We start from the raw sequence: 2,424 nt of genomic DNA, 5'->3' as shown, positions 1-2,424 counted from the left end.
AAAAGGCCGCCTTCGACATTTCCCTTTAGTCCCGGGGGCCCGGAGATGTAAAAAAGAGACGGCTTCGCAGGAGGGGGGGCTCGGCGCGCCCACTCCCCCAAAGACCACACGCCCCCCCCGCCATGTCACCGCCGCACTACCACCCCGGCGGGGTTCCGGATAGGGTGCGGGCACAATGCCCCATTCTGCGCCCCACCCTGCCCTTTCTAAGCTCCCGTCATGCTGACCGCCAACCTCGCCGCCCTGGGGGCCGCGCTCTGCTGGGCGGCCAGCGGGCTGATCGCCATCGGCCCGGTGCGGGCCATCGGCTCGGTCGCATTCAACCGCCTGCGCATGAGCATCGTCTTCGTCGGCACGGCGCTGGCCGCGACGCTGCTCGGCGGCTGGCAGACGCTCGACCTGCAAGGGGCGGCGATCCTGGCCCTGTCGGGCGCGGTCGGCATCGTCATGGGCGACACCGCGCTGTTCTGGGCGCTGGGGCGCATCGGGCCGCGCCGCAACTCGGTCATCTATGCCACCAACGCGCCGATCACCGCGCTCCTCGCCTGGGCCGTGCTGGGGGAGGCGCTGGGGCCGTGGACGGCGGTCGGCATCGCGCTGGTCACCGCCGGGGTGATGCTGGCGATCTTCTTCCGCGCCAGCCCGGTTCCGAACGGCACCGGCGCCGCCCTCCATGACTGGGAGTCGGTGCGCGGGCGCCTGCTGGTCGGCGTCGGCGCCTGCCTGATCGCCGCCGTCTGCCAAGCCGCCGGCTCGGTCATCGCCCGGCCGGTGATGGCGGCGGGCGCCGACCCCATCGCGGCGGCGGCGGTGCGCGTCGGCATGTCGGGGCTGCTGCTCTTCGCCGGCGGGCTGCTGCCCGGCCAGCGCGTCGGCTTCGGCCCCGGCCTGACGCCGCGCGTCTTCGCCCAGGTGGTGGTGAACGGCTTCATCGGGCTGGGGCTGGGGATGACGCTGCTGCTGATCGGGCTGGCCCACGGCAACGCCGGCGTGGTCGCCACCCTGTCGGCCACCAGCCCGGTGCTGATCCTGCCGATGCTGTGGGTCTGGACCCGCCAGCGTCCGGGGGCCGGAGCCTGGGCGGGCGCCATCGTCGCGGTGCTGGGCGTCGCGCTGATCGTCAACCGCTGAACCTGTCGGGGCAGCGTCCGCCGTTTGGAAATTTTTATCTGAAACGGTTGCGTCCGCCAATTTCCGGGGCAGGATGGAGAAACCGGCATCCGGTTCCCGCATTCCGATAAGGCGCGACACCCCATGGCCTCCCCCCGCCGCAAGCGTTCCGGCGCCGATTCCGCCGCGCCGCTGCTGCATCTGATCCGCTTCCTGCCCTACCGCCTGGCGGTGCTGTCCAACACGGTCAGCCACACGGTGGCGAAGCTGTACGAGAAGCGATTCGGCATCACCATCCCGGAATGGCGGGTCATCGCCGTGTTGGGCGGCGGCGAGACGCTGAGCGCGGGGGAGATCGCCCAGCGCACCGCCATGGACAAGGTGCAGGTCAGCCGGGCGATCAGCCGGATGCTCGATTCGGCTTTGATCCTGCGCGAATCGGGCGCCACCGACCGCCGCAAGGCGCAGCTCACCCTGACGCCCAAGGCGCTGGCGATCTACACGGAGATCGTCCCCTTGGCCCTGGCCTACGAGCGGGAGCTGACCGGCGCCCTGACGGAGGAGGAGATGGGCCAGCTCGACGGCCTGCTGGCCAAGCTCCAGGCCCAGGCCGACGCGCTGGCCGCCCGCCCCACGCCGCTGTCCGCCGCGCAGTCCTCGGACGCCGACTGAGCGTCTACGCGAAGTCCTTGAAGCTGTCCGCCGCCGCGCGGTCGTAGCCCTGGCTGGCGCGCAGGAGCTGGCGCGTGTAGTCCTCCCGCGCCGCCCCCCGGCGCAGCGAGTCCACATCCATCTCCTCGACGATGCGGCCGCGGTTCATCACGGCCAGCCGGTCGCACATGGTGGCGACCACCGCCAGATTGTGGCTGACCAGCACGTAGGTCAGCGCGTGCTCCGCCCGCAGCCGCTTCAGCAGGTTGAGGATCTCCGCCTGCACCGACACGTCGAGCGCCGAGGTCGGCTCGTCGAGCAGCAGCACGCGCGGTTCCAGCACCAGCGCGCGGGCGATGGCGACGCGCTGGCGCTGCCCGCCGGAGAGCTGGTGCGGGTAGCGGAAGCGGAACTGCGGCCCCAGCCCGACGTCGCGCAGCACCCGGTCGATCCGCGCGTCGGCGTCGCGCAAGCCATGGATGGCGATGGGCTCGGCCAGGATGCGGTCGATGGTGTGGCGCGGGTGCAGCGAGCCGTAGGGGTCCTGGAAGACCATCTGGCAGGATTTGAAGAAGCCCTTCTCACGGCGACGGCTTTGCGCCGCACCGGCCACGGCGATGGACCCGGTCCAGTCGTGGTTCAGCCCGACGACGGCGCGCAGCA

At 71.5% G+C, this 2,424-nt stretch carries 3 protein-coding genes; 2 read left to right on the top strand and 1 reads right to left on the bottom strand.

Annotated features, from left to right (window positions below; all coding sequences use genetic code 11):
- Nucleotides 1-219: 219 nt before the first annotated feature.
- Nucleotides 220-1,131 carry a DMT family transporter gene (locus GBZ26_RS28835; protein ID WP_174441729.1) on the top strand — a complete coding sequence of 304 codons (912 nt, stop codon included), beginning with the start codon at nucleotides 220-222 and terminating at the stop codon, nucleotides 1,129-1,131.
- Between the two features lie 123 nt (nucleotides 1,132-1,254).
- Nucleotides 1,255-1,782: a MarR family winged helix-turn-helix transcriptional regulator gene (locus GBZ26_RS28830; protein WP_174441728.1), complete on the top strand. Its 528-nt coding sequence runs from the start codon at nucleotides 1,255-1,257 to the stop codon at nucleotides 1,780-1,782.
- Between the two features lie 4 nt (nucleotides 1,783-1,786).
- Here the strand turns inward: GBZ26_RS28830 and GBZ26_RS28825 are convergent.
- Nucleotides 1,787-2,424, bottom strand: a 638-nt coding sequence (locus tag GBZ26_RS28825) for an ABC transporter ATP-binding protein (RefSeq protein WP_174441727.1), incomplete at its 5' end; no start/stop codon positions are given.

Origin of the sequence: Azospirillum formosense, from assembly GCF_013340925.1 — a bacterium.
GTDB classification, from domain to species: Bacteria; Pseudomonadota; Alphaproteobacteria; order Azospirillales; family Azospirillaceae; genus Azospirillum; species Azospirillum formosense.
Note: the sequence above shows the minus strand (reverse complement) of the source record. Positions and strands in the feature narration are given on the sequence as shown.